The organism is Megasphaera sp. SC8-1, from assembly GCF_024436295.1.
GTDB classification, from domain to species: Bacteria; Bacillota; Negativicutes; order Veillonellales; family Megasphaeraceae; genus Megasphaera; species Megasphaera elsdenii.
Map to the genome: position 1 here is coordinate 20,881 of NZ_JANFQH010000020.1, position 25,849 is coordinate 46,729.

Here is a 25,849-nt window from a genome sequence, read left to right on the forward strand (position 1 = left end):
GGAAATGAGGTTTTTACAGGCTTTATCCCTACTGGCAATAACACGGTTTGTGGTATAATGAAGATGAAAAATCATGAAAAGAAGGTGTTGACATGGGGGCAAAAGCCGTGATCATCGATCACGAACCGCTAATGGCGGCGCAGTTGAAGAAGCTGTTACAGCGTGGGGATCCGTCTATCGAGGTAAAATCAATATGTTATGAAGGGGAACAAGCCATGGCTTGTCTGGCGGCTCATCAGCCGGATATCGTCTTTCTGACGCTGGAAATGCCGCGGGTCAGCGGCATGACCATTGCCAGACAGATTGAAGCGGCCAAGGGCCCTCATCCAGCCGTCGTCTTCGTCACGGGCAAGCGCGATTTTATTTCCCAAGCGCTGCGGCTCAATGTCCTCGATTATCTGGTCAAACCGGTTACAGAGGAGGAAGTGCGGCGGGTCGTCGAGAAATTCCGCGCTGTCTATATAAAAAAAGAAGCTCCTTTGCAGGAAGGAGCTTCCGAAACAGCTGTTGACAGCAGCCGACCCAGTTATGCCCGGCGTTTTTCCGTCGATGAAGGCGACAAGATCAAACTCATTTCGACGGAAGATATCCGCCTGGTCTATGCAGAGAAACGAAAAGTTTTTCTCGTTACCTTGTCGGGCAAGACGTATCCCAGCCATCTCAGTCTGGTCCAGTTTGAAAAGCGTCTGCCTGAAGAGGTGTTCTTTCGCTGTCACCGCAATTATATCGTCAACATCGATGAGGTTCAGCAAATCGAACCGTGGTTCAATCATCAATACGTCCTCATCGTCAAAGGGATGGAAGACCAGCCCGTGCCCATCGGCCGGTCGTATGTCAAGAAACTCCGGCAGTACGTCGACTTATAGACTCAGGGCAGACTCGAAATAGGTCTTGAGGATCCGCTGCAGGTGGCAGCGGATTTTTTCTGGGTCGTGCCCGAGGATGGCCTGGTAAAAAGCGTCATCGCTGACTAGGGAACTGCTGATGAAACCCAGCACGTCCGTATGGACCTGGCGATATTCGTCTTCGGGCATGATGAGCAGCAGGACAGTGGCAATGCCTTTGAAATAGTCGTCCTCAAAGGCTGGGCCGTCGGGGACGCACGTATAGAATAAGGATTGACGGATGGTTTGGGTACGGCAATGAAGCAAAGCAAAGCCCTGGTCTGGGAAAATCTGGCTGTTCAAGCATTCGCGGCGGATGATGGCGTCGAATAAGAGGGCCGTATCCTCTTCGCCTTTCGTTGCGGCTGCGGCCAGCGTATGGACGACTTGGGCAAAGGTAGACGAGGCGGGGACGGTGAATTGCTGATAGTGACGCAGAAGACCGGCCATTTCCCGGGCCAGGAGATGTGTCCGGTCCAGGGCGGATAAAAAAGTTTCTCCTGAAGGCGTGACCAGGTCCGGCGCTTTGCGGATGTGGGAATATGTATCAATTTTACCCAGGATATGTTGAAGTTCCGAACCCGTGATAAGGGGGGATGTACGCAGGACGTCGGCTCCAGGAATCTGCAGGGGCAGGGTGCTGATGAAGAAATCTGTCTCTTGCAACACCGATTCTGTCAAGCCGTCCTTGCCATATGTATGGAGCTCGACATAGCTGGGCAGTTTGTTTTGAAGACGGGTCATCATCAGGCGGGCCAGGCCGAAACCGCTGGCGCAGACGATGCCGATGATGACTTTGCGGGTAAAGACTTTCTTGCCTTTGAGGCGCTCCAGGGCTGCGCCGAAATGGATAGTCAAATAGCCTATTTCTTCTTCGGAAACCGTTGTATCCAAGGCCTCTGCCAAGATGGTGGCAGCGCGGCGGGATTTTTGGAAAACCGAGGCATATTCCTGTCTGATATCGTCCAGCAGGGGATTGATGATATTCAGATGGTGTTTCAAGCGCACGATAGTCGGCTGTAAATGGACGAACAGGCCGCGGATGAATTCATCATCACAGCGCAAATCATAGGCATACTGCGGGTCGAAGGCTTCAATCATCTTATCGATGATGACGAGAAGGGCTGGTTCGTCCAGTCCGCCCGGACCCTGCCATGGACTGCCGTTATAGCGGATTTTGGCGCCCTTGATGTGCAGGAGCAGATAAGATATTTCGATGGATGGCATGGGCAGCTGAAATTCCTCTTCCATGCCTTTCAAGATGCGTCGTGCCAAGGTACTGTCTTCATCATCCGGGATGGCTGGCGGGACAGCAGGTTCTTCCTGCAATTGTCCGCTGGCCACGCGTTCGATGGCGATGGCAATATGGATGACCAGACCGATTTTGGCGGCATCTGTGAAGTGGGCGATTTTTTCTTCGTGAAGTTTCTGGAGAACCGTATAGACTCGCTGAATCGTATGGCTGTTGAGCAATTTATAGATGCCTTTATCCGTCACATTCATGACGGCCTTGGTCAAGGCTTCCTGGCCATCATGGAGGTCTTTGAAATCTTCGGCAGACGTCGTTTCGCTGATGAAGCGGCGCATGGCTTCGCGGTAGTCTTTTTCACTGCCCGTAAGGACGACGCCGTAGCCTTGCTTCTTCAAAACGGATAAATTATTTTTTTGCAGCCATGGGGCCAGTGCTTCCAGGTCTGAAGCAGCTGTGGCTTCACTGACACCGAGGAGCTGGCTGTAATAGAAGAGTTTCTTCGGTGTCCGGTCGCGCAGGATTTCAAAGAGCAAGTAACGGCGGCGATTCTGCTTATCGGTAAAGTCCATAGCCGATGCCGTTTGCAGGGAAGCGGCCAGTCGTTCTTTTTCTTTCTCAGGCCCGATGAGCATGAGGCCGGCCTTTTTCTTGCGCTGTAATTGCAGGCCATAAGAAGCCAGTGCGCCTGTTGTCCCGTCGAGTTCACGCTGGACCGTCCGCTTGCTGATACCCAGGTCATCGGCCAGGGTTTGCTCCGATACAAAGTCCGTTTCCGATAGCAGGCGCTGTAAAATCTGTTGCATACGAGGTGTAAAATCCATGCTATCACCTCCGTCATCCATGGTATTCCTGTATGTCTTTGCTTTACAGTATAGCTCAGGCTGTGGAAGGCTGCAATTTAAAGTATTTTAATTTTGTCGTCATAAAAAGTGACAGCATTTTTAGAATGCATCGATTGCAGGATGAGGGAGAAAAAATGCCTCATTGTTATAGAATAATGACAGGCCATATGATATAATTTTAAGTAAGGCCTTGTAAAGAATCAGAAACAATCGTGTAAATTTTGATAAAGGCTTATTCCTATCTTTTATTTAAGGAGATCGATGACTATGGCATTTCACTTAAAGCCCAAGGAAGAAAAGTTTTTTTCCCTATTGGACCAACATGCGACATTGAGCTATGAAGCGGCTGAGTTACTGAGCCAGGCTATTAACGGTGAAGTCGCGAAAGAAACGGCATTAGAAAAAATCGACGCTCTGGCCGACCAGGCCGATGCGCTGGTCATGGAAACGATGAAGCGCCTCCAGAAGACCTTCATTACGCCTATGGACCGTGAAGATATCCAGCAGCTGATCGATCAGCTCGATGCAGCTGTCGACAACATCAGTGAAATCATGGATAAAATGTGTATGTACCAAGTCGGCGAAGCTACGGATGGCGCTAAGCAGATGGCGACCATTACGGCGAAAGCCATGAAAGAAATCCGCAAATCCATCGGCTACATGAAGGACCTCAAGAAGAATTACCTCAAAGTCGAAGCGCGGAGCAAGAAAGTCTTGAAATTGGAACAGGACTGCGATGATTTGTACCATGAAGAAATGGCGAACTTGTTCAAGAACTGCAAGGACCCCATTGAAATCATCAAGTGGAAGGAAATCCTCCAGTCTGTCGAAGACGTCACCGATGATTGTGAAGATTTAGTCGTTACGTTCAGAAGGGTTGTATTGAAGTATGCCTGAGCATTGGTTAATTTGGGCCATCGTTTTGTTGGCCGTTCTCTTTGATTATATTAATGGCTTCCACGATACGGCCAATGCCATCGCGACGAGCGTATCGACGCGGGCCATTACACCGCGCCACGCCATCATGATGGCAGCGTGCCTCAATTTCGCCGGGGCCATGATCAGCACCGGCGTCGCTAAGACCATTGGCGGCGACCTGGTCCTCAATCCGGCTGAAATCAGCTTGGAAGTCATCGTAGCCGCCCTCATCGGCTCGATTATCTGGAATGTCCTTACCTGGTATTACCGCATACCGAGCAGTTCGTCCCATTCCCTGATCGGTGGTGTCATCGGCGCCGTCTGCATCAGCGTCGGACCGGCAGCCCTCGATATGGGCGGTATCGGCAAAATCATCTTGTCTCTGATCCTGTCGCCTGTCGTCGCCTTGGCTACCGGGTATTTCGTCATGATCGGTATCCTCTGGATTGTCCGCAAGTATTCGCCGCTGGCCCTGAACCGGCAGTTCCGCAAGATGCAGCTCTTGTCGGCCAGCCTGATGGCTTTTTCTCACGGTTCCAATGATGCCCAGAAGGCCATGGGGATCATCGCCCTGGCTCTCTTGTCCGGCGGTTATATTGAAACTATGGAAATCCCGATTTGGGTCAAGATGGCCTGCGCTACGTCCATGGCTTTAGGGACTTCGGCCGGCGGCTGGCGTATCATCTCTACGATGGGGACGAAGATCTTCAAGATGGAATCGATCAATGGCTTTGCGGCGGATTTGAACTCGTCCATCGTCATCTTTACGGCCACCTTCCTTCATCTGCCGGTCAGTACGACCCACGTCGTATCGGGCTCCATCATGGGTATCGGTTCAGCTGAACGCGTCCGCGCCGTCCATTGGGGCGTCGCCCGCAGTATGCTCGTCGCCTGGGTCGTTACGATTCCCATCAGTGCCGTCATGTCGGCTATCATTTTCAAAATTATCGATTTTCTTTAAGACTATTTTGGTAACTAACCCCTTAAAAGGTCCTGTCATCGTGCGGCAGGACCTTTTTTGCATCCGTCAGTAGAATGAAAGAGGGCGGCATACTAAAGAAAGTATATTATTAATATACTTTAGGACATTGAAGATACAGAATTAAAACTATACTTTTTTTGTCTTTTATTGTATAATACAAGATATAGACAACAAGGGGGTAGAAATATGAGATTGAATCAGGCTACGGACTATGCCTTCCGCATGGTCCTCTATTTGGCGTCTCTCCCGGAAGGTACGAAGATTACCGGCGCGGCGCTGGCAGAAAAACAGAATATACCAGAACGTTTTTTATTGAAAATCATGCGCAGCCTCACCAAGGCTGGCATCATGAAGTCCTATCGCGGTGTCGAAGGCGGTTTTGCCTTACAGCGGGCGCCCAAGGACATCACTCTTTTTGATATCATCGACGCCGTCGAAGGGCAGACAGAATTACAGCGCTGTCTCCACGACATCGGCTCGTGCAGCCGCGGCTGCAGCGGCATGTGTTCTATTTATGCCGCCTTTGCCGACATCCAGCGCGACCTGGCAGCCCGTTTGAAGTCCATCGACTTTGAAACCCTGGCCAAACAGGAAGCCAATCTCCGCATGGTCCACGAAGCAGAAGCGCAGCTGACGGCCAAAAAAGAAGCGGCAGAAAAATAAGTCTGTAGTTTGAAGGGCTTGTCACCGACGACAAGCCCTTTTTTTTATGCCCAAAATATTGTAAAATAAGGATACCTATTTAATTTTTATTCTCTTTGTGTGGAGTGAAGCCCTATGTACCTACCCTTTCAAGGTTTCATCAGCAGCTTCCGGCTGTTGGATATATTGGATATTCTGCTCGTTGCTTTTGTACTCTATAAATTATTCATCCTCATCCGCAATACGCGGGCTGTCGCCTTGATCAAGGGACTGCTGGTCTTGGGCGTAGTCACTGTCGTCAGTAAGATTTTGGACCTGCACGTCATCAACTGGATGCTGCAGCAGGGGATGACGGTCATCCTCGTCGCCTTGCCTGTCGTCTTCCAGCCAGAGTTGAGGCGGGCCCTGGAACAGATTGGCCGGGGCCGTTTCTTCCGATCCGGCCAGGTCATCAGTATGGAAGAACTGGAACGGCTCATCGACGAAATCGTCGCTATCAGTGAATCCTTATCGAAGACCCATACAGGGGCGCTCATCGTCTTTGAACGCGAAGTCGGCCTCAACGATTATATCGACACGGGCATTGCCATCGACGGCCTGGTGTCGCGGGAACTGCTGGGAAATATATTCATCCCCAATACCCCGCTCCATGACGGGGCCGTCATCATCCGCGAGAACCGCATCATGGCTGCCGGCTGTCTGCTGCCGCTGACGTCGGACCGGTCCTTGTCGACGGAACTGGGGACGCGCCACCGGGCGGCCATCGGCATCAGCGAACTAGCCGATGCCGTCGTCGTCGTCGTCAGCGAAGAAACGGGTTCCATTTCCTATACCTATGGCGGTCATATTTATCGCCACCTCGATGGCAATGCTTTGCGCAATGTCCTGAAGACGTTCCTGAACCGGACGCCTCAGGGCTTGGCCAATATTTTTAAATGGAGGCCTTAGCTTATGAACAAGCTTGATAAAAAATGGCAGCTCAAGATCGTCTGCCTTCTCTTGGCTATCGTCTTATGGTTCGTCATCATCAACGAACAGAACCCGCTCAGTGAAGGCAGTTATACCGTGCCGATTACCGTAGAGAACCTCGATTCCCAATACATTACGTCTAATGTGCCCAAGACGGTCTATGTCCGCTTGTCGGGCCCGCGCAATACGATCATCAACGTCGGCCCGTCGGATATCAAGGCCTATATCGATTTGTCCAATGTCCAGGAAGGGGAAGTGGAAGTACCGGTCCACGTCGAAATACCCGGTGGGACGGAGCTGAAGAAACAGAGCATGACGTCGACGAAAATCACTGTCGATGTCTATACGGTCAAAGAATTTAAATTGACGCCGCATGTCGTCGGCAAGCTGGACGATAAGGATTTCATCAGCGATCTGAAAATCGTACCGGAAAAAGTCGTCGTCAGCGGGGCACGCCGCCTCATTCAGCAAGTCAACCAGGCTGTCGTCGATATCCCTGTCAATCAGCGCAATGGCGACTTTGCGATTATGGCGCCGATTCACTTGTACCAGGCCGATGGGACGCCGGTAGAAGGGCTGGAAATGACTCCCTGGCAGAGCAATGTCAAAGTGACCATAGCCCACAATGCGATTACCAAGACCGTTCCCTTGAACTTGAACGTCCAGGGGGAAACGGCGTGGAAGACCGTTTCCGTCCAGCCGACGGCTGTCGTCGTCAAAGGGGAAGCGGATACGCTGAAGAATATCGATACCATCGACTTGCCCGATATCGATATCGAGAATATGACGGAAGAAAAGACGTGGAAAGTCCTCATTCCGCCGATAGATGGCGTCGTCATGGACCCTGATGAAGTCGACGCTACACTGAGTATCAAGAAAGAAAAGTAGGAAGGGAGATTATTGTGCTTAGAGTATTGAATATCCGCACGGCTGTCCCTATGCAGAAGCCTTTGGCAGCTTTAGTGGCTAAAAAGCTTCGATGCAGCCGCAGCGATATTTCCGGCCTTACCATTGTCCGCCGGTCCATTGATGCCCGGCGGAAGCCGCGGATTTATTTCGTCTTCACTGTCGACGTTTCTTTTGCCGACGAAGACCGGGTGTGGAAACGCTGCCGGGATAATAAGGATGTCCGTCGTCTGACCGAGACGCCAGCGCCGGAAATCCATCCCGGTACACAGCCGATGGCGCACCGGCCTATCGTCATCGGGACCGGCCCATCCGGCCTGGCAGCTGCCTTGGCCCTGGCGGAACACGGCTACGCGCCTATCGTCTTTGAACGGGGCTGCGATGTCGATACCCGGACGAAAGATGTAGAAACTTTTTGGCGTGGCGGTCCTTTCAAGGCCTCGTCGAATGTCCAGTTCGGCGAAGGTGGGGCCGGGACCTTTTCGGATGGCAAATTGACGACCCGCGTCAATCATCCGCTGCTGCGGCGCATCTTGCAGACTTTTGTCGATGCCGGCGCACCGGAGGATATCCTGTATGCCTATAATCCCCATGTCGGGACCGATGTCCTGCGCCGCGTAGTCAAGAATATGCGTCATACCATCGAAGCCCGGGGCGGGGAAGTCCATTTTTCCAGCTGCGTCACGGCCATCCATCGCGACGATGAAGGCCGCATTACTTCTGTGACCGTCAATGACAGCGATGAATATCCGGCCGAGCTGGTCGTCATGGGTATCGGCCATAGTGCCCGCGATACGTATTACATGCTCCACGACCAGGGCGTTACCCTGGAAAAGAAGCCCTTTGCCGTCGGCGTGCGTATCGAACATTCCCAGGATGTCATCGACCGGGCCCAGTATGGCTGCCCGGCAGCAGATCTCGGCCTGGAACCGGCGGACTACGCCTTGGTCTACCACAGTCCGGAAGGGCGGTCGTGCTATTCTTTCTGCATGTGTCCCGGTGGCGTCGTCGTCGGGGCGGCTTCGGAAGAAGGGCGGGTCGTCACCAACGGCATGAGCCTGTACCGGCGCGACAGCGGTATCGCCAACAGTGCTGTCGTCGTCAATGTCACGGCTGATGACATGGGCGGGGATAGTCCCCTGGCAGGTATCGAGTTCCAGCGCCGATATGAAGAACTGGCGTATAAAGCGGGCGGCAGCTGTTATTATGCTCCGGCTCAGACCGTCGGCTCTTTCTTGAAACGGCCTGGGGCACCTCAGGAAGGACCAGTTCATTCCTATCGTCCCGGCGTGACCTGGACGGACCTGCATGACGTCCTGCCCGGCTTCGTCACGACGACCTTGGAACAGGCCCTGCCTTATTTCGGACGGCGGATCCATGGTTTTGACGATGATGCCGTAGTCATGACCGGCGTCGAAACCCGGACCAGTGCGCCTGTACGCATCGTCCGCGGCGAAGACCGCATGGCCCTGGGGGCGGCTGGCCTCTATCCCATTGGCGAAGGGGCCGGGTATGCCGGTGGCATTATGAGTGCTTTTTTGGATGGCCTGGAAACGGCGATTGAAATCATCCGTAAATATCAACCTTTGGAGGTAAAGTAAATGGCTAGATTGTTTGGAACTGATGGAGTACGAGGTATTGCCAATGATTCGTTGACACCGGAATTGGCATATCATTTGGGCAGAGCAGCTGCCTACATTTTTGGGCAGAACAAAGAACACCCGACCTTTCTCATCGGCCGGGATACCCGCCGTTCCGGCACCATGCTGGCAGATATCCTGGCCGCCGGTATCGCTTCAGCCGGTGGGGACTGCTACATGGTAGGCGTCATTCCGACTCCGGCCATTGCCTACCTGACGCGGACCCATCATATGGACGCAGGCGTCATGATTTCGGCCTCGCATAATCCTTTTGAATACAACGGCATCAAGTTCTTCGATGGCTTTGGCTATAAATTGCCGGACGAAACGGAAGATAAAATCGAAGAATGTATGCTCAAAGATGAACGGGCAGCTCTCCAGAGCCGTCCGACCGGGGCTGCTATCGGCACGATTTCGACGTGGACTGATTTACAGCAGGAATATGCTGATTTCATCTGCAAATCGACAGATATCGACTTGTCGGGCTTGAAAGTCGTCCATGACGGGGCCAATGGCTCGGCGTCAGTATTGGGACCGGAAATCCTCAAGCGCCTCGGTGCAGAAGTCATTGCTATCCATCATGAACCGAATGGCGTCAACATCAATGAAAAATGCGGGTCCACCCATTTGGAAAGCTTGAAGGAAACGGTTCTCAAATACGGGGCTGATGTCGGCATTGCCAATGACGGTGACGCTGACCGCTGCCTGGCTGTCGACGAAAAGGGCCAGGAAATGGATGGCGACCAGATCATGCTCCTCTGCGCCATGAAACTGAAAGCCGAAGGCCGGCTCAAACAGGATACCGTCGTCGGTACGGTCATGAGCAATATCGGTTTCCATAAAGCGTTGAAAGAAATGGGCTGCAAGACGGAAATCACGGCTGTCGGCGACCGCTATGTCCTGGAAAAGATGCGTAAAGACGGCTATTCCCTGGGTGGCGAACAGTCGGGCCATATCATCTTCCTCGACTACAATACGACCGGTGACGGCCTGCTCACGGCGGTCCAGCTGCTGAGCATCATGAAACAGCAGAATAAGCCGCTGTCGGAATTGGCCGGGCTCATGACACGCTACCCGCAGATTTTGAAAAATGTTCGCGTTCAGACGAAATCCGGCTGGGAAGACAATAACCTCATCATGGCAGCCATTTCGGCTGGCGAAGAAGAATTGGGCGATGAAGGCCGCATCCTCGTCCGTCCGTCCGGGACAGAACCCCTCATCCGTGTCATGGCGGAAGGACCGGACCTGGACCAGCTCGAACGCATCGTCGATGACATCGCCGTCGTCGTCGAACACGAAATGGGGCCTTCCAAATAGGTATTGACAAAACCTTGCAAATATATTAAAGTGTGGGAATGGAGTTCAGCGAACTTCATTCCTGCTTTTTTTGCAGGCGTCTGGAAATCCTTGACGATATAATGGATAGCGCTAGTGCCTGGTCCGCCAGGCAGACGAGGTAGAGAAGTATCGAACAGTCAGCGGATGTCTCTCGGCAGCTTCAGCCGTTATATGACGGAAAAACACGGCGGTAACGTCGTCGACAAGTTCGTCATGGGAAGGAACATTTTCATATCAGGAGGATATAACTATGTGTGGTATTGTAGGTTACATCGGAGACAGAGAAGCAGCAGATTTTTTGATGGATGGTCTGGCAAAGCTGGAATACCGCGGTTATGATTCGGCCGGTATCGCCGTCTATCATGACGGCGCCATTGCTGTCCGCAAAAAGGCAGGCCGTCTGGTCAACCTGGCTGAAGCCGTAAAGGCTCATCCTGTCGTCGGCACGGTCGGCATCGGCCATACCCGTTGGGCAACTCATGGCGGTCCGTCGGATGTCAACGCCCATCCCCATACGGATGAAAAAGGCGATTTCGCCATCGTCCACAACGGCATCATCGAAAACTACATGGAATTGAAGGAAGAACTCCTCAAGAAAGGGTATCACTTCAAGTCGGAAACGGATACGGAAGTCGTCGCCCACTTGTGCGCCGACATGTACGACGGGGATTTCACCAGCACGGTCCGCAAAGTCCTGAGCCGTCTGCGCGGTTCTTATTCGTTGGTCTTCATGTGCAAATTTGAACCGGATAAGATCATTTGCAGCAAGAAGGATAATCCTCTCATCGTCGGTCTCGGCCAGGGCGAAAACTACATCGCCTCGGATATCCCGGCCATCCTTAGCTATACCCGCAAGACGTATATCATGAATGATGGAGAAATCGCCATCGTCATGAAAGATAATGTCTGGGTCACGGACCTCGAAGGCAAACCCATTTCCAAGAAAGTCTTTGAAGTCAACTGGGATGCCGAAGCGGCTGAAAAAGGCGGCTTCGAACACTTCATGCTCAAGGAAATCTATGAACAGCCGAAGGCCATCAAAGATACCATGAGCTGCCGCATCACGAAAGACGGCAAACATGTCCACTTCGAAGAACTGAACTGGACGCCGGAAGATGTCAACTCTATCGGCAAGATCCTGATCACGGCTTGCGGTACGGCCTACCATGCCGGGCTCCTGGCCAAGTACTTCATTGAAAAACTGGCCCGCATCCCTGTCGAAGTCGATATCGCTTCGGAATACCGTTATCGCGATCCTTTGACGGACAGCAAGACCCTTTGCATCGTCGTCAGCCAGTCTGGTGAAACCATCGACACCTTGGCAGCCCTGAAGGAAGCCAAACGCCGTGGCGCCCGTTCCCTGGCCATTACCAACGTCGTCGGCTCGTCCATTTCCCGTGAAGCCGACCAGGTCGCTTATACCTGGGCTGGCCCGGAAATCGCCGTCGCTTCGACCAAAGCCTATACGACACAGCTGGTCACGCTCCTGCTCCTGTCTCTGTACATGGGCCGCTTGAACGGGAATTTGTCGGTTGAACGGGAAGAAAAGATTTTAGCCGATTTGACGAAACTGCCGGATCAGTGCCAGGGTGTTTTCGACCAGGTCGATACGATCAAAGGCCTCTGCGATGCCTTCAAGAATAAAGAAGACGTCTTCTTCATCGGCCGTTCCATGGACTACGGCCTGGCTATGGAAGGGGCCTTGAAACTGAAGGAAATCTCCTATATTCATGCAGAATCCTATGCCGGCGGTGAATTGAAACACGGCACCTTGTCGCTGATCGAAGCCGGTGTCCCGGTCATCGCTTTGGCTACGCAGGTAGAAGTCGAAGAAAAGATGATCAGCAACATCAAGGAAGTCAAAGCCCGTGATGCCTATGTCGTCGGCGTCGTCCAGGAAGGCGATACGGAAGTCGGCAAGACTGTCGATGCCTTGATCAAGGTCCCGGCATCGGACGATTTCGTCATTCCCATCCTGGCCATCATCCCCTTGCAGCTGCTGGCCTACTACATCGCCGTCAGCCGCGGCAACGACGTAGATAAACCGCGTAACCTGGCCAAAAGCGTTACCGTAGAATAATCGTTAGTTTGAGGTTTGATGTATGATGTTTGAGGTGATGGCCTTTAAATTTTGTCCCATCCACATCAAACATCAAACTTTCAACTTCAAACTAAAAAAGCGCTGTCTTCATGCGACAGCGCTTTTTTATACTATTTCTTCAAATTCGGCGTGCAATCGATGATGATGCTGCCCGGTTGTTTCATAACTGTGAAATTTCCCTTTGTCGAAGACAGGGCTTTTTCCAAAGTCTTGCTGTGCCATTTTTCGACGCCCATCTGGGAACCGCCGACCTCTTTCGACGAAGCCGACTGTTTCTGAGCATCTTCCGGCAGAAGGTCACTGATGTTGACGTTTTCACCATCTTTGACTTTGATGGTTACCGTCACGGCCCGGCCGTTCTGGAAGACGACTTGGTAGCGGCCATTGTGGAAGACGCGGATCGTGTCGCCCTGAGAATAGGGGTGGCCCCATTCGTTTTCCCAATCGGCCTGGGTATCGCCGATGGTGGGCAGGTTGGCGACCGGTGTTTCTTTGGTATCGGTCTGGCTCTTCGTGTCTTGGCCCTGCTTGGTTTCTCCCGGCTGTTGCTGCTGGGTCTGGGTCTGCTGTTTCTGCGGCTGCGAATTGGTCGGCGATGCCGGCGTACATCCGGCAGCCACCAGGGTGAAGAGCAGAAGGACAAGGGTAAGATAACGTTTCATAAGTAGACCTCCTTAGCGGCGCCGGCGGTTGTCCCCGCCCTTATGGCGCTGTTTATGGCGTTTTTCTTTCGTTGTCTGGTAAGTGCTGGCCGGCAGTTTGTCCCGATACGTCTTTTTCCGCTTCGGCGGTTTGCTGCTGGCCTTGACTTTGACTTGTCCCGTCAGGGTATATTTCGTGATCGTCGCATGGATGTTGTGTTCGATGCGGCGGACCCAATTTTCATCGGCTGCCGTGGCAAACATGATGGACAGGCCTTCATTGCCGGCACGGCCGGTGCGGCCGATGCGGTGGATGTAGTAGTCGACGTCATGGGGGACATCGAAGTTGAAGACATGCGTGATCCCTTCGATGTCGATGCCGCGGGCTGCGATATCCGTGGCGACCAGGATCTGCGTCTTGGCTTTGGCAAAGTCACGCAGGACCTGATTGCGGCGGCCCTGAGACATATCGCCGTGGAGTTCACCGATGTTGAAGCCCTTGGCGATGAGTTTGCCTGCCAGGAGGGAGGTCCGTTCCTTAGTGTTGCAGAAGACGATGGCCAGATAGGGATTCATTTCTGTCAGCATCTGGCAGAGTTTCGGCAGTTTCTGTTCTTCTGTCATCATGTAGATGCGCTGTTCGATATTTTCCAGGGCAATCGTCTGGCCTTCGAGGATATTGAGGACCAGCGGGCTCTGCATGTGCTTTTTGGCCAGGCCTTTGATCTTGTCCGGGACCGTAGCCGAGAAGAAGAGGAGCTGCCGCCGTTTCGGCGTCAGGCCGATGAGGGTATCGACATCTTCTAAGAAACCGGCCTGCAGCATCTGGTCCGCTTCGTCGACGATGACCCGGCGGACGCCGCTCAGGTCGAGGGAATTGCGGCGGCAGTGGTCGAGCAGGCGGCCCGGCGTACCGATGATGACGTGAGGATGGCGGTGCAGTTTCTGGAGCTGGTTCTCAATGGTCTTGCCGCCGATGAGGCTGAGGACGTCGACGCCCAGTTCCGGTGCCAGGGTATCGGCGACGTCGGCAATCTGGCGGGCCAGTTCCCGCGTCGGCGCCATGACCAGGACTTGTTCGGCGTGGATATCTGTCTTGACCTGCTGCAGTGACGGCAGGAGAAAGGCAAAGGTCTTGCCCGTACCGGTCTGGGCCTGGGCCAGGATGTCCCGGCCTTTGAACAAGGGGGGGATGGCCTGTGCCTGGACGGCCGTGGGTTCATTGATGCCCTGCTTGTGCAGGAGTTCACAAATCTTCGGCGTAATGCCGAGTGATTCAAAATTCTTTGTCATGTATGTCCCTTTCTATGCGAACTAAAATTACTTCTTATTATTTCTATTTTACACAAAAGCCAGGGCTTGCGCAAACTTTTCTTTCCTTTTGGGATATGGTATACTAAAGTGATTTCGTTTGCGTTGTTTTAGGAGGTCTTGCAGAAAATGAGTTGGTGGCGCGATATTTTGCGGCAAAGTGTCTTCATGTGTTTCTTTATCATTCCCATCCCGATCGGAGCCTATACCATCCACAGCGGGTCCAGTGCCGTCGTGGCCATGGTCAGTTATGTCTTTTTGTCCCTGGTCATCCCCGTCGCCTACGTGGGCTGCCAGGATGCGTCTTTTGGCCCTCAGGGCGGGCGGATCCGCCGCTGGGTCATGGCCCTCATGTGGTTCATCGTCTTTGCGGCTATCGGGGCTTTTACGGCTTTCATGGGCGTCTATTGGAAGGCAGCTCCTTTCTGGGAATGGCCGACCATTGGCCGCGACGTCGTCTTCATCGCCGGCATGTATGGGGAAATCAGTCTGACCATGCTCCTTGCCTTTGTCGTCTCCCAGCTCTTGCCAGGCCGAAAGGAAGTAAAATAATGGATCATTTACAAAAACAGAAGTGGCATGACCGGCTGCTGGCCATCGTCTGGGCGGCCTGCGGTATCCTGCCATTGCCTTTCGGGGCCTTTGCTTCAGATAAGCCATATATCGCCTCAGCGTCGATTCTGGCCTTTTTTATCTTGTCCTTTGCTGTTCCCTTGTGGCTGGGTCATCGCCGCCGTCGTGCGGGCAGAGACGATGATTATGCTTCGGCTGGGGCGACCCTCTATGGCGGGGCTGTCGTCCTGCTCATTGCCGTCGGCTTGCTCAACGGTTTGACCGGCTGGGACTGCTGGCATGATTATCCTGTCCGCGTCGGCTTATTCGCCTTGTGGATGCTTTTGACCATCGGTGCCCAGTACCTGGCTGCCAGGGCCGTCGATTTCTGGCTGCAGCGCCGCCGGAAATACTGGTATTCCCAATTCCTGGACCCTATCATCTACAGCCTGCCTCTGCCGTGTGCTATCCTGGGTATGTTCCTCTTTCCGACTGTCAGCGACTCTTCGGTGACGCAGAGCCTGGTCGTCGGCGTCATGGCCATCATGGGCTTCTGCTTCATCGGCATGAGTATCTTCGTCATCGCCACCTTCGCGCTTTATTTCTTCCCGTACAAACGCTATGGTTATAGCCGCAAGGAGCGCCTGGTCCATATCGTGGCCATCGTCGTCATGGTCCTCATGTGGGCCCTGGTCCAGCATATCCTCTTCGATAGCCAGATCCACGTCTTTACGTATATCTTCAAGGCCATGCCGATTCTCCAGAACAATCCCCTGGTCTTCATCACACCCTTCGTCGTAGCGGCATTGACCATCATAGGCTGCGTAGCCCTGCGCAACGTCGTCATCGCGGCGTTTAAGGCTTGATCGTTCATCGTAGGCCGTTCGTCGTTCATCGAGGTATCTGGTGGCTGTGTGAATTTTCGTCAAACAAACCACGCCCAACGGACCACAAAAAAACCTGCCGCTTTCGCGACAGGTTTTTTCTATTCATTTTATTTCTACAATGGTCTGCTTCATGATGGTGAAGCGGATGACGTATACCAGCCATCCCAGGAAGGCGGCGAAGCAGCCGCTGAGGAAGGTCGTGGCATCGGTAGTAGTCAATGCATATACGCAGTAGATAATGGATACGCCTGCCAGGAATATCGACGTATTTCTGTTACAGACTTCATTGGGGATATGTTCCTTGGTGAGGATCGTCGTCAGGGCCCCGGCACAGAGCATGTAGGGGATGACGTTGGTGACGACGGCCAGGTTGGCCAGGAGTTCGAACTGGGCAGCCAGGGTCGGGCTGATGGTCATGAGGGCCAGGAGGCTCTGCATGCAGAGGATGCACAGCATGCCTTTGACCGGTACGTCAGCACTGGTGACTTTGGCAAAAATCTTGGGGAACAGGCCGCGCTGGGCGCTGGTCTTGAAGACGCGGGCCAAGGTGAACTGCCAGGACAAGAGGGAACCGGCACAGGAGAATACCATGAGGCCCATGACGGCTTTGCCAGCCGTATCGCCGAGCATGTACGAGAAGGCCAGGCCGAAGGGAGCGCTCGATGCCAGGATTTCCGCATTGGGGACGATGCCGGCGATGACATTCGTCGAGGCGACGTAGATGATGGCGACGCCGAGGGTGCTGACGAAGGTGGCAATCGGAACGGATTTCTTCGGGTTTTCAACGGCATCCATGTTGACCGCTGCCGATTCGAGTCCCAAGAAGGACCACAACGTCAGGGCGATGGAATTGCCGACGGCATCGCTGAGTCCCAAATCATTGGGGTTCCACGAAGCCAGCCACGTAGCCGGGCTGAACCAATGCCAGCCGATGATGGAAATGCCCAGGACCGGGATGATGGCACCCCAGATGGTAATGGCGCTGAGCTTGCCGGAATAACGGGAGCCGCTGAAATTGAGGGCTGCCGCGATCCACAATAAAGCGATCGTATATAAACACGTCTGCAACGGCGTAAAGGTTGTCTCAAGGAAACCGGCGCCGTAACCCACAGCCGTAATGGCAATGGCGACGTTTGCAATTACGATGGAAACAGAGTAGGCGTAATTAGCCATAAAATGTCCTACACGCCCGAAAGCGTATTCGGAGTAACCGCCCATACCGCCTGGCTTCGTCGTGAACATGCCACATCGGGCAAAAGCCATGGCCAGGGCTAAAGAGCCTAGTGAGGTAATAATCCAGGAAATAATCGAGATCGTACCGACTTCGGCGAGCTTGGTCGGCAGCATGATGATACCGGCGCCAAGCATGTTGGCAGCAGTGACAAAGGTCAACTGTACCACAGACATTTTACGACATGTAGTTTTCATTATCAGTCCTTCTTTCGTGTTGATGCGTATAAGCATGACTTGAGTTTTTTAGCAAATTAATTCTATCATTTTTGCCGGGAAAATTAAATACTTTTTGAAAAAACGTTATATGTATTTGGGCCACTTTTCACGCTCTATATTCCAAATGGGAATAGAGTTTAGTGGTTCGTAGCTCGTGTTTCGTGGCTAAATTTAAAACCATCCGCTAGCTACTAACAACTAGCTACTAACAACTAAAAAAAGGTCTTGTCGCACTGCGACAAGACCTTTTTTACATGAGAGATGAAATTAGTCGATGTTTTCTACGACGCAAGCCGTACCCTGGCCGCCACCGATGCACAGTGTAGCCAAGCCGTATTTGCCGCCGACTTCTTTCAAGCCATAGAGCAAGGTTACGAGGATACGAGCGCCCGATGCACCAATCGGATGGCCGAGGGCGATAGCACCGCCATGGATGTTGACTTTATCCATATCGAAGCCGAGTTCACGGCAGCAGTATACAGCCTGAGCTGCGAAAGCTTCGTTAGCTTCGACGAGGTCGAGGTCTTTGACTTCGAGGCCAGCTTTAGCCAATGCTTTACGGGAAGAAGGAACAGGGCCGGTACCCATGATGGACGGATCGACGCCAGCGGAAGCATAGCTTACGACTTTAGCCATCGGTTTGAGGCCGAGTTCTTTCGCTTTATCAGCGGACATAACTACGAATGCAGCTGCGCCGTCGTTGATGCCGGAAGCGTTACCAGCAGTAACTGTGCCGCCTTTTTTGAAGGCCGGTTTCAATTTAGCAAGGCCTTCCATGGTCGTGCCTTCACGCGGGAATTCGTCTGTATCGATGACGACGTCCTGTTTTTTCTGATGAACCGTTACCGGAACGATCTGAGATTTGAATGCGCCGCTCTTGATAGCTTCGCAAGCTTTGACCTGAGAACGGACACCGAGTGCATCCTGGTCTTCACGAGTGATGCCGAAGCGTTCAGCAACGTTTTCAGCCGTGATGCCCATATGATAATCGTTGAATGCATCCCAGAGGCCATCTTTGATCATGGTATCGACGAGGACACCGTTGCCCATACGATAGCCATAACGAGCTTTAGGAACAGCGAAAGGAGCCATGGACATGTTTTCCATGCCGCCTGCTACGATGACGTCAGCGTCGCCGGCTTTAATCATCTGAGCTGCCAAGGATACGCAGCGGAGACCGGAACCGCAGACTTTGTTGACCGTAAGAGCCGGTACTTCGATAGGCATGCCAGCTTTGATCATAGCCTGACGAGCCGGGTTCTGGCCCTGAGCAGCCTGAAGGACGTTGCCCATTACGACTTCATCGACGTCTTTACCTTCGATGCCAGCACGTTTGAGAGCTTCTTTAATGACAACAGCGCCGAGTTCTACAGCCGGTGTGTTTTTGAAACCGCCACCGAATTTACCAATTGCTGTACGGCAAGCGCTTACGATAACTACTTCTTTCATTGGAATCACTCCTTGGATAATTTTTTACGTATGAAATAGGTGCCGGCGAATCAGTATGAGAGGATACACCGGGCGAAAGTATCATAATAAAAATGATACTTTGATATTGCTATCATACACCTTTTTTAAGGAAATGTACAGAGCACGTTCAAAAAATTACGTACTCCATACATCTCCCTTACTTATGGCTAGGGAATAGGGAATTTTTGAATTACAGACGTTCTACGATGATAGCCGTGCCCTGGCCGCCGCCGATGCAGAGGGAAGCCAGACCATATTTACCGTTGATTTCCGGTTCAGCCAATGCGTAGAGCAAGGTGACGACGATACGAGCGCCGGAGCAGCCAATCGGATGGCCGAGGGCGATAGCGCCGCCGTGGATGTTGACTTTGTCCATGTTGAGGCCGAGTTCGCGGACGCAGTATACGGACTGAGCTGCGAAAGCTTCATTCAATTCGATGAGGTCCATCTGGTCGACGTTCATGCCGGTCTTCTTCATGACTTTGCGGACTGCCGGAACAGGGCCAGTACCCATGATTGCCGGTTCAACACCAGCCGAAGCCCAGTCGATGATGCGAGCCAGCGGTTTGATGCCGAGTTCTTTAGCTTTTTCAGCGGACATTACGACAACAGCAGCTGCGCCGTCGTTGATGCCGGAAGCGTTACCAGCGGTAACTGTGCCGTCTTTGATGAAGGCCGGACGGAGTTTAGCCAGTGTTTCCATGGTGCAGTTCGGACGGATGAATTCGTCTTTGTCGACGATGACATCGCCTTTTCTCTTATGAACCGTTACCGGGACGATCTGGCTGTCGAATTTGCCTTCCTGCTGAGCTTTGTAAGCCAACTGTTCGGAACGGCAAGCCAGTTTATCCTGATCTTCACGGGTTACATTGAAGCGAGCGGCAACGTTTTCAGCCGTTACGCCCATGTGGTAGTTGTTTTCCGTGCAGAACAGGCCATCGCGCATGAGCAAGTCTTCGAGGACGCCGTTGCCCATACGATAACCGCGGCGGCCTTTAGCGATGGAGTAGGGGGCGTTGGACATGGATTCCATACCACCGGCTACGATGATGTCAGCATCGCCGAGTTTGATCTGCTGGGAAGCGAGGGAAATGGCACGCATACCGGAACCGCAAAGTTTATTTAATGTGAAAGCAGGAACTTCCTGAGGAATACCCGAATGAAGGGCTACCTGACGGGCCGTGTTTTCACCGCAGCCAGCCTGGAGTACGTGGCCCATGATGACTTCGTCGATCTGGTCGACAGGAATACCTGCGCGTTTGATTGCTTCAGTAACAGCAGCTACACCGAGGTCTACCGCGGTGACGTCTGCGAACTGGCCATTGAAACTGCCGATGGCCGTACGGCAAGCACTTACGATAACAGCATCTCTCATTAGAAAAACCATCCTTTCGTGATGTGAAACAAAGTATAGAATAATATAGTATATAAGACTTAGTTGACGGAGCCGCCGCTTACGCAGCTCCTTGGGGGTTACGCTGAAATGAAGAACTTGAGTTCTAAATTTCACAATCTCCATGCCTATATAGTACATTTTTTCACAAGGAAATGCAAGAGGAAAATGAATTTTCCCTATGCTAGATAATCATGATAAAGAAAGGGTCAGATGAGAAAAGAATAAAGAGAACGAATAATTTGGTATACGTATGGTTGGCGGCTAGCCGCTCGTAGAGCCGTCCTGGTCCAGGCGGCCCGTTATAGGAATCCCATAAAAAACGCAGGTCCGCTGTTTGCAGGCCGCGGCGGCGATGATGCTGTAGGGACGCCACGTGGGGCGCCCGTTATGACTTTGGGGGATTCTCTCGGCAAACGGAGTGGGAAATCGCACATTTCCTAGGCGGGCCGCCCTTTGGGACGGCCCCTACGAACCCCTAGCCACTAGCCCCTAACCACTAAAAAAGGGCTTGCCGCGATGCGGCAAGCCCTTTTCCTATTCCTTTTAAAGAAGATGAGCGATGAAACTGTACGAAAGTAAAGCGCCCATGGAGATGATGATTTTTGCGTCTGCACTTAAATTCATAGTTCTTACCTCTTTTCTTCTTTAATATATTGCGAAACTTAATAATTTTAAATATGTATCAGATATTGAATCCGGAAATCGGAACTCTTTATCTATAAATATAATATCATATGCGTAAATAAAATCAATAGCCAGAAAATGCAACGACTTGACACCTGTATTACCACAATGCAAATATAGGTATTTGAACAGTATAAAAACAGGAAAATGGCCGAAAAATCCTTTTAAATAGAATAAACAAAAGCAAAGGACAAGAAGTGTAAAAGTGAATAAAATAGATATTTATTCAAAACAGAAAAATATTAAATTTTACGTTAAAATAAAGTATAAACTTAAAAATAGAAAAATGGTGACTGACAGGCACTAGCGACAGGGCGGGAAATGCCTTATAATGGATACAATATCCTTTGATGCCGTGACGTCGTTACGGCTGTCATCAGTAAGTGAAATTATTATATAAATGTTTTATATAGTGGGAGGAGTATCATGGGATTTTTTGATGCCTTTTTTAAAGAACACCAGAGAACGAAGAGCGAGGAAATCTATGACAAGGCCTTGCAGATTTTCAATTCGCCGGAATTACAGAATCAGGCCCTGTCAGGCAAACTGGCCGACAAGGTGACGCATGGCGAAGATTGTGACATCATTCCAGGTTCATATGGTCGTTTTGGCCACGATAGGACCAATCCAATTCCCGTCAATGGACCGAGTGGAGAATTTGTCTACTTATCGCGCCTGCGCCTGCGCCGGACCGGATCGATGGTCTTTTTCCACAAAGCCGGCAGCGTCGACGGCATCGATGTCTTTGAACTGACCAACGTCAGCGGCAAGTTCGTCGACCGCCTGTATGTCGACATGTACCATCCCCGCTGTTCCCGCCGCTATCCGGAAGGCTATACGCTGGAAAAGGAAGCTGTCTTTCCCCGCGACAGACCATCGTTTGGATTATTCCGGAACGATGGTTTTTTTTTCAACAGAAGGAGGGGAGACCATGACGGAAAGTGAAAGGCAGCTCCAGGCGATGGCCCTGTCGATTCAGGCAGCCCGTCAGCAGGCCGGATGCAAGGTACCTGTTGCGGCACCGCCAGCAGCGGCTGATGCGATTCCCAATCTCGGCGGCGAAGCCCGGTCAGGCGACTGCCTGGTCAGTATGCTGGCCAGCGGCAGCAAGGGCAATGCGGCCTATATCCGTTGTGGGAAGACGAATATCCTCATCGACGCCGGCATCAGCTGTCGCCGTATCGAACAGGGATTGAAGCGCTATGACTGCACCTTGAGCGACCTCGACGCGGTCTTCATCACCCATGAACATTCGGACCACGTCAACGGCTTGGCGACGCTTCTCAAGCGGACGGCCATGCCCGTCTATACGACGGCCGAGACCTGGCAGGCCATGGGCCGGAAAGTAGAAGGCTTCCAGGACCGTTTCGTCCGGCTGACGCGGCGCGTAGGACTGAAAGACATCCAGGTCATCCCCTTTGCCATCTCCCACGATGCGGCCCGGCCCGTCGGTTATACTATCTGCCACGGCGATTCGAAGATTACCTTGGCGACGGACTTAGGCTGTGTCAGCCCCGACGTCGCAGCCGCTGCGGCTTATGCGGATATCCTCATCTTAGAAGCCAATCACGATGAGCAGATGGTCCGCAACGGTCCGTATCCGTATCCGCTCCAGCAGCGCATCCTTGGCCGCTGGGGGCATCTGTCCAACAAGACGGCAGCCGCTTTTCTGGCCGGTCTGCCGACGAAAGGCGTCATGCGGGTCCTCCTGGCCCACCGCAGCGAAAAGAACAATACGCCGTCCCTGGCGCTGCACACGATGCGTACAGTCTTATCCCAGGCCGGCCGGGTCATCGGCCAGGATATCTTATTACGGCTGGCCTGCCAGAAGGGCAGTGTCCGCTTCCAGGAAGGGAGTCATGAACTATGATGCAACGCAAACATATCATCACGGCAGCTGCTGCCGTCGTCCTCATCGCTGTCGGCGTCTTCGGCGGCTTCAAGATCCACGATGCCTTTTTTACGCCGAGCGGCACTTATAACGGAACCGTGAACCAGCTCCAGGAACCGTCGAAATCGGATTCCATCTCGGATGCCCGAAATACGGCTGTCGTCCAGGCTGCCAAGAAGGTCAGCCCGGCCGTCGTCGGCATTACGACTAAAGTCTATAACCGCGATATGTTCAACCGGAAAGTCCTGGTCGGTGAAGGCGTCGGTTCCGGCGTCATCTTCGACAAGGCCGGCTATATCGTAACCAATAACCACGTCGTCGGTACGGCCAAGACGGTCATCGTCTCCCTGGCCGATGGCCAGAGTACGGAAGGGACCGTCGTCGGCCGCGATGAAAAGACGGACTTAGCCGTCGTCAAGATCAAGATGGACAACCTGCCCGTCGCTGAATTTGGCGACAGCGATTCCCTGCAGGTCGGCGAACCGGCCATTGCCATCGGCAACCCGCTGGGCCTGGAATTTCAGGGGACCGTCACGGTCGGCGTCATCAGCTCTTTGAACCGGACTATCGGTGCCGAAGGGCAGAGCATGAAGCTCATCCAGACTGACGCTGCCATCAATCCGGGCAATTCCGGCGGCGCTCTCGTCGATGCTGACGGCAAGGTCATCGGCATCAACAGCGCCAAGATTTCTAAAGAAGGTGTCGAAGGCCTGGGCTTCGCCATTCCTATCAACGCAGCCCGCCCGATCCTGCAGGACCTCATCCAGAACGGCAAGGTCGTCCGCCCGTACCTCGGCTTATACGGCCTGGACCAGCAGATGGCTGCCCGCTTCGGCATGAGATTGAATGTACCTGGCATTTACGTCTATAAAGTCGCTGCCGGCGGACCTCTGGATCAGGCAGGACTCAGACACGGCGACGTCATCTTGAAACTCGATGGCACCGATGTCAAAGACTTCAGCGCCCTCCAGAGCGTCATGGACAAGCACAATGTCGGCGATTCTGTCAGCCTGGATTATACGCGCAACGGTTCGGACCACGAAGTCACCGTCGTCCTCCAGGAAAGTCCGCAGAATGATTCGTCAGACCAGGGGGATGGGACCAACTGATGAAGTATCACGTCATTACCATCGGCAAGATCAAAGAGAAATACCTCACCGCCGGCATCGACGAGTTTTTGAAGCGCCTGCGCCCGTATGGCCAGGTCGAAGTGACCGTCCTTCCTGAAGAGAAGATGCCTGAGAATCCGTCGCCGGCCCAGAAGGCCCAGGTCCTCGACAAAGAAGGGGAGAAGATGCTGCGCCACGTCCGCCAGGGCTCGCACCTCTTCGCCCTGGATGTACAGGGGAAACTCGTATCCTCTGAAGATCTGGCAGCGTCCTTTGCCAAACTGGCCCTGTACGGCTGCAGTGAAATCTCCTTCATCATCGGCGGCCCCTTCGGCCTGAGCGACCTCGTCCGCCGCAAAGCCGACAACTGCATTTCCTTTGGCCGTATTACCTTGACCCATCAGATGATACGCCTCCTCTTATTGGAACAAATCTACCGGGCCATCAAGATCGACCGGCACGAGCCGTATCACTTATAAAACAAAGCCCCTCCCGTGGAAGTTATGCCTATCCAGGGAGGGGCTTTTTCTTGACATCTCCCGGCTGCGGACGGTATAATAAATCTGAAACATGTGACTGACGGAAGTGGAGTTACCACGGGGAGCATGATTCATACGAGCCGACCGTCTGGGCGAAACGTTCCAGAAGTGTCGGTATTTTTTTATTTTTGCTTAACTATTCAGGAGGAATCACCATGAAAGAACTGCAATTAAAATACGGCTGCAACCCCAATCAGTCGTCGGCCCGGGTTTATATGAAAGACGGCAGCGACCTGCCCTTTACGGTCCTCAACGGCCGCCCCGGTTATATTAATTTGCTCGACGCCTTCAACAGCTATCAGCTGGTCAAAGAATTGAAAGAAGCAACGGGCCTTCCGGCTGCGGCTTCCTTCAAGCACGTCAGCCCGGCTGGGGCCGCCGTCGCCACGGAAATGAGTGATACCCTGAAAAAAATATACTGGGTCGACGATTTGAAATTGTCACCCCTGGCTTCGGCTTATGCTTGTGCCCGCGGTGCCGACCGCATGAGCTCTTATGGTGATTTCGTCGCCTTGTCCGACGTCTGCGACGTTGAAACGGCAACGCTCCTCAAACGGGAAGTTTCGGACGGCGTCATCGCTCCGGGCTACAGCGACGAAGCCCTGGCCATTTTGAAGACCAAGAAGAAGGGGAACTACTGCGTCCTCCAGATTAACCCGGACTACAAGCCGCGCTTAATCGAATCGAAGGAAGTCTACGGCGTCACTTTTGAACAAGAACGCAACGAAGCCAAGATCACGACGGACCTCTTTAAGAATATCCCGACGAAAAACAAGGATATCCCCGCCGATGCCCAGCGCGATTTGATGATCGCCCTCATCACCCTGAAATACACTCAGTCCAACTCGGTCTGCTACGTCAAAGACGGCATGACCATCGGCGTCGGCGCCGGTCAGCAGTCCCGCGTCCACTGCACGCGCCTGGCTGGTAACAAAGCCGATATCTGGTGGCTCCGCCAGAATCCGAAAGTCCTGAATCTGCCTTTCCGCGACGATGTCCGCCGCCCGAACCGCGACAACGCTATCGACGTCTACATCTCCGATGATTACGAAGATGTCCTGGCCGACGGCATCTGGCAGGATCTGTTCACGGAAAAACCGGAACCGCTCACACGGGAAGAAAAGAAAGCCTGGATTGCCCAGCTCCACGGCGTCGCCTTGGGCAGTGATGCTTTCTTCCCCTTTGGTGACAACATCGAACGGGCTCATCGCAGCGGTGTCGACTACATCGCCCAGGCCGGCGGCTCCATCCGCGATGACAATGTCATCGAAACGTGCGATAAATACAACATCGCCATGGCCATGACCGGCCTGCGCCTGTTCCATCATTAAGCATATCCCCCTTTCTGTCGGGAAAGGTCGTTTTCTTTTATATTCAATGTTTGGGGTTTGATGTTTGAAGTTTGATGTAATGGCTTTTAAATTTAAAATCATTTGCTAACTGCTA

Annotated in this window: 22 protein-coding genes and 1 riboswitch; of the genes, 16 read left to right on the forward strand and 6 right to left on the reverse strand. The window is 52.8% G+C overall.

Features of this window, described 5'->3' with window-relative positions:
• Nucleotides 1-107 precede the first annotated feature (107 nt).
• A complete protein-coding gene (locus NOS26_RS05870; RefSeq protein WP_232501492.1) occupies nucleotides 108-866 on the forward strand; it encodes a LytTR family DNA-binding domain-containing protein in 759 nt (252 codons plus the stop codon).
• On the opposite strand, the gene NOS26_RS05875 is transcribed toward NOS26_RS05870, so the two are convergent.
• Complete coding sequence (locus tag NOS26_RS05875) at nucleotides 861-2,939, reverse strand: BglG family transcription antiterminator (RefSeq protein WP_255411270.1); 2,079 nt, start codon at nucleotides 2,937-2,939, stop codon at nucleotides 861-863. The genes NOS26_RS05870 and NOS26_RS05875 overlap by 6 nt on opposite strands.
• 306 nt (nucleotides 2,940-3,245) lie before the next feature.
• Here NOS26_RS05875 and NOS26_RS05880 point away from each other — a divergent pair, with 306 nt between their 5' ends.
• From NOS26_RS05880 to glmS, 8 genes are all read left to right on the forward strand, one after another.
• On the forward strand, nucleotides 3,246-3,875 hold the full coding sequence (locus tag NOS26_RS05880) for a DUF47 domain-containing protein (protein WP_014015838.1): 630 nt from the start codon (nucleotides 3,246-3,248) through the stop codon (nucleotides 3,873-3,875).
• Nucleotides 3,868-4,857: an inorganic phosphate transporter gene (locus tag NOS26_RS05885; protein WP_014015839.1), complete on the forward strand. Its 990-nt coding sequence runs from the start codon at nucleotides 3,868-3,870 to the stop codon at nucleotides 4,855-4,857. Before NOS26_RS05880 ends, NOS26_RS05885 begins: the two co-directional genes overlap by 8 nt.
• A gap of 207 nt (nucleotides 4,858-5,064) precedes the next feature.
• A complete protein-coding gene (locus NOS26_RS05890) occupies nucleotides 5,065-5,541 on the forward strand; it encodes an Rrf2 family transcriptional regulator (RefSeq protein ID WP_014015840.1) in 477 nt (158 codons plus the stop codon).
• A 114-nt stretch (nucleotides 5,542-5,655) separates the two neighbouring features.
• Nucleotides 5,656-6,468 carry a diadenylate cyclase CdaA gene (gene cdaA / locus NOS26_RS05895; protein ID WP_014015841.1) on the forward strand — a complete coding sequence of 271 codons (813 nt, stop codon included), beginning with the start codon at nucleotides 5,656-5,658 and terminating at the stop codon, nucleotides 6,466-6,468.
• Between the two features lie 3 nt (nucleotides 6,469-6,471).
• A complete protein-coding gene (locus NOS26_RS05900) occupies nucleotides 6,472-7,377 on the forward strand; it encodes a YbbR-like domain-containing protein (protein WP_014015842.1) in 906 nt (301 codons plus the stop codon).
• A gap of 14 nt (nucleotides 7,378-7,391) precedes the next feature.
• Nucleotides 7,392-8,996, forward strand: a complete 1,605-nt coding sequence (locus NOS26_RS05905; protein WP_014015843.1) for an NAD(P)/FAD-dependent oxidoreductase — start codon at nucleotides 7,392-7,394, stop codon at nucleotides 8,994-8,996.
• On the forward strand, nucleotides 8,997-10,352 hold the full coding sequence (glmM, locus tag NOS26_RS05910) for a phosphoglucosamine mutase (RefSeq protein WP_014015844.1): 1,356 nt from the start codon (nucleotides 8,997-8,999) through the stop codon (nucleotides 10,350-10,352). It abuts the gene before it with no gap.
• A gap of 271 nt (nucleotides 10,353-10,623) precedes the next feature.
• Nucleotides 10,624-12,453, forward strand: a complete 1,830-nt coding sequence (gene glmS / locus NOS26_RS05915; RefSeq protein WP_014015845.1) for a glutamine--fructose-6-phosphate transaminase (isomerizing) — start codon at nucleotides 10,624-10,626, stop codon at nucleotides 12,451-12,453.
• A 131-nt stretch (nucleotides 12,454-12,584) separates the two neighbouring features.
• Here the strand turns inward: glmS and NOS26_RS05920 are convergent, their stop codons facing one another.
• A complete protein-coding gene (locus NOS26_RS05920) occupies nucleotides 12,585-13,136 on the reverse strand; it encodes a hypothetical protein (RefSeq protein ID WP_014015976.1) in 552 nt (183 codons plus the stop codon).
• 12 nt (nucleotides 13,137-13,148) lie between these two features.
• Complete coding sequence (locus NOS26_RS05925; RefSeq protein WP_014015977.1) at nucleotides 13,149-14,408, reverse strand: DEAD/DEAH box helicase; 1,260 nt, start codon at nucleotides 14,406-14,408, stop codon at nucleotides 13,149-13,151.
• A 147-nt stretch (nucleotides 14,409-14,555) separates the two neighbouring features.
• Between NOS26_RS05925 and NOS26_RS05930 the strand changes: the two genes are divergently transcribed.
• Nucleotides 14,556-14,978 (forward strand): hypothetical protein, encoded by a 423-nt coding sequence (locus NOS26_RS05930; RefSeq protein WP_014015978.1) that lies wholly within the window; start codon nucleotides 14,556-14,558, stop codon nucleotides 14,976-14,978.
• Nucleotides 14,978-15,844 carry a hypothetical protein gene (locus NOS26_RS05935; RefSeq protein ID WP_255917400.1) on the forward strand — a complete coding sequence of 289 codons (867 nt, stop codon included), beginning with the start codon at nucleotides 14,978-14,980 and terminating at the stop codon, nucleotides 15,842-15,844. The genes NOS26_RS05930 and NOS26_RS05935 overlap by 1 nt, the downstream gene beginning before the upstream one ends.
• A 123-nt stretch (nucleotides 15,845-15,967) precedes the next feature.
• On the opposite strand, the gene potE is transcribed toward NOS26_RS05935, so the two are convergent.
• The 3 genes from potE to NOS26_RS05950 all read right to left on the reverse strand — a co-directional run bounded on the left by potE (nucleotide 15,968) and on the right by NOS26_RS05950 (nucleotide 20,159).
• Entirely contained in the window at nucleotides 15,968-17,293 is a 1,326-nt protein-coding gene (gene potE / locus NOS26_RS05940) for a putrescine-ornithine antiporter (protein WP_022498336.1), read from the reverse strand.
• 288 nt (nucleotides 17,294-17,581) lie between these two features.
• Nucleotides 17,582-18,763: an acetyl-CoA C-acetyltransferase gene (locus NOS26_RS05945; RefSeq protein ID WP_014015981.1), complete on the reverse strand. Its 1,182-nt coding sequence runs from the start codon at nucleotides 18,761-18,763 to the stop codon at nucleotides 17,582-17,584.
• Between the two features lie 211 nt (nucleotides 18,764-18,974).
• On the reverse strand, nucleotides 18,975-20,159 hold the full coding sequence (locus NOS26_RS05950) for an acetyl-CoA C-acetyltransferase (RefSeq protein ID WP_255917401.1): 1,185 nt from the start codon (nucleotides 20,157-20,159) through the stop codon (nucleotides 18,975-18,977).
• A gap of 1,131 nt (nucleotides 20,160-21,290) precedes the next feature.
• Between NOS26_RS05950 and NOS26_RS05955 the strand changes: the two genes are divergently transcribed.
• The 5 genes from NOS26_RS05955 to NOS26_RS05975 all read left to right on the forward strand — a co-directional run bounded on the left by NOS26_RS05955 (nucleotide 21,291) and on the right by NOS26_RS05975 (nucleotide 25,734).
• On the forward strand, nucleotides 21,291-21,809 hold the full coding sequence (locus tag NOS26_RS05955; RefSeq protein WP_255917402.1) for a hypothetical protein: 519 nt from the start codon (nucleotides 21,291-21,293) through the stop codon (nucleotides 21,807-21,809).
• Complete coding sequence (locus NOS26_RS05960; protein ID WP_054336284.1) at nucleotides 21,796-22,734, forward strand: MBL fold metallo-hydrolase; 939 nt, start codon at nucleotides 21,796-21,798, stop codon at nucleotides 22,732-22,734. Before NOS26_RS05955 ends, NOS26_RS05960 begins: the two co-directional genes overlap by 14 nt.
• Nucleotides 22,731-23,864 (forward strand): S1C family serine protease, encoded by a 1,134-nt coding sequence (locus tag NOS26_RS05965; RefSeq protein WP_014015991.1) that lies wholly within the window; start codon nucleotides 22,731-22,733, stop codon nucleotides 23,862-23,864. Before NOS26_RS05960 ends, NOS26_RS05965 begins: the two co-directional genes overlap by 4 nt.
• A complete protein-coding gene (gene rlmH / locus NOS26_RS05970; RefSeq protein WP_014015992.1) occupies nucleotides 23,864-24,343 on the forward strand; it encodes a 23S rRNA (pseudouridine(1915)-N(3))-methyltransferase RlmH in 480 nt (159 codons plus the stop codon). Before NOS26_RS05965 ends, rlmH begins: the two co-directional genes overlap by 1 nt.
• An 83-nt stretch (nucleotides 24,344-24,426) precedes the next feature.
• Nucleotides 24,427-24,504: riboswitch (ZMP/ZTP riboswitch) on the forward strand.
• A 54-nt stretch (nucleotides 24,505-24,558) separates the two neighbouring features.
• A complete protein-coding gene (locus tag NOS26_RS05975) occupies nucleotides 24,559-25,734 on the forward strand; it encodes a phosphoribosylaminoimidazolecarboxamide formyltransferase (RefSeq protein ID WP_022497573.1) in 1,176 nt (391 codons plus the stop codon).
• The last annotated feature ends 115 nt before the right edge of the window (nucleotides 25,735-25,849 follow it).

Bases quoted from the DNA above. Each gene is read 5' to 3' on its own strand.
- glmS (WP_014015845.1), top strand. From the start codon at position 10,624: ATGTGTGGTATTGTAGGTTACATCGGAGACAGAGAAGCAGCAGATTTT.
- NOS26_RS05955 (WP_255917402.1), top strand. From the start codon at position 21,291: ATGGGATTTTTTGATGCCTTTTTTAAAGAACACCAGAGAACGAAGAGC.
- rlmH (WP_014015992.1), top strand. From the start codon at position 23,864: ATGAAGTATCACGTCATTACCATCGGCAAGATCAAAGAGAAATACCTC.
- NOS26_RS05875 (WP_255411270.1), bottom strand. From the start codon at position 2,939: ATGCAACAGATTTTACAGCGCCTGCTATCGGAAACGGACTTTGTATCG.
- NOS26_RS05890 (WP_014015840.1), top strand. From the start codon at position 5,065: ATGAGATTGAATCAGGCTACGGACTATGCCTTCCGCATGGTCCTCTAT.
- cdaA (WP_014015841.1), top strand. From the start codon at position 5,656: ATGTACCTACCCTTTCAAGGTTTCATCAGCAGCTTCCGGCTGTTGGAT.
- NOS26_RS05945 (WP_014015981.1), bottom strand. From the start codon at position 18,763: ATGAAAGAAGTAGTTATCGTAAGCGCTTGCCGTACAGCAATTGGTAAA.
- NOS26_RS05935 (WP_255917400.1), top strand. From the start codon at position 14,978: ATGGATCATTTACAAAAACAGAAGTGGCATGACCGGCTGCTGGCCATC.
- NOS26_RS05920 (WP_014015976.1), bottom strand. From the start codon at position 13,136: ATGAAACGTTATCTTACCCTTGTCCTTCTGCTCTTCACCCTGGTGGCT.
- NOS26_RS05930 (WP_014015978.1), top strand. From the start codon at position 14,556: ATGAGTTGGTGGCGCGATATTTTGCGGCAAAGTGTCTTCATGTGTTTC.
- glmM (WP_014015844.1), top strand. From the start codon at position 8,997: ATGGCTAGATTGTTTGGAACTGATGGAGTACGAGGTATTGCCAATGAT.
- NOS26_RS05960 (WP_054336284.1), top strand. From the start codon at position 21,796: ATGACGGAAAGTGAAAGGCAGCTCCAGGCGATGGCCCTGTCGATTCAG.
- NOS26_RS05950 (WP_255917401.1), bottom strand. From the start codon at position 20,159: ATGAGAGATGCTGTTATCGTAAGTGCTTGCCGTACGGCCATCGGCAGT.
- NOS26_RS05885 (WP_014015839.1), top strand. From the start codon at position 3,868: ATGCCTGAGCATTGGTTAATTTGGGCCATCGTTTTGTTGGCCGTTCTC.
- NOS26_RS05880 (WP_014015838.1), top strand. From the start codon at position 3,246: ATGGCATTTCACTTAAAGCCCAAGGAAGAAAAGTTTTTTTCCCTATTG.
- NOS26_RS05965 (WP_014015991.1), top strand. From the start codon at position 22,731: ATGATGCAACGCAAACATATCATCACGGCAGCTGCTGCCGTCGTCCTC.
- potE (WP_022498336.1), bottom strand. From the start codon at position 17,293: ATGAAAACTACATGTCGTAAAATGTCTGTGGTACAGTTGACCTTTGTC.
- NOS26_RS05900 (WP_014015842.1), top strand. From the start codon at position 6,472: ATGAACAAGCTTGATAAAAAATGGCAGCTCAAGATCGTCTGCCTTCTC.
- NOS26_RS05975 (WP_022497573.1), top strand. From the start codon at position 24,559: ATGAAAGAACTGCAATTAAAATACGGCTGCAACCCCAATCAGTCGTCG.
- NOS26_RS05925 (WP_014015977.1), bottom strand. From the start codon at position 14,408: ATGACAAAGAATTTTGAATCACTCGGCATTACGCCGAAGATTTGTGAA.